Genomic DNA, 412 nt, shown 5'->3' on the forward strand with positions numbered 1-412 from the left:
TCATCGCGTGCGGTTCAGGGGGATTTTTCAAGGAAATTTGCAAAATCACCATGGTGCAATCCGCCGCCTTTAAACACGGAAACACTGAGGCTCCCGCCCACGCTTGCTCATGTTATGCAGCGGGCTTGCAGGCGATTACCCCGCCCGCATCGTCTCCAACCGCCGCCAAGCTGCTTTGACGTCTCGCACCAAGTCCGCACACACCCACAAGTAGGTCGCATGCGTAGCACATCCAGATGCTGAAAGCGCTCGTTGCCGAGGTCTTCAATCACGCTGAACAGCGTATCGAGCTTGGCAATACTCGCATCGAGTTCATCGCGCGCAGCATCAATGCACGGTTGCAGACTGGGGGAAATGGGGATTGGGTGCCTCTCATCGGCTGATGTCTCCCTTGCGGGGGTGAGGAACCACC

Annotated in this window: 1 protein-coding gene; it reads left to right on the forward strand. The window is 57.3% G+C overall.

The genetic code is table 11. The annotated features are described in order from the left end of the window. Window positions 1-236 precede the first annotated feature (236 nt). Window positions 237-383 carry a hypothetical protein gene (locus tag RVY79_RS17650; RefSeq protein WP_160315299.1) on the forward strand — a complete coding sequence of 49 codons (147 nt, stop codon included), beginning with the start codon at window positions 237-239 and terminating at the stop codon, window positions 381-383. Window positions 384-412: the final 29 nt, after the last annotated feature.

This window comes from Chromohalobacter sp. HP20-39 (genome assembly GCF_033052815.1).
Taxonomy (GTDB): Bacteria; Pseudomonadota; Gammaproteobacteria; order Pseudomonadales; family Halomonadaceae; genus Chromohalobacter.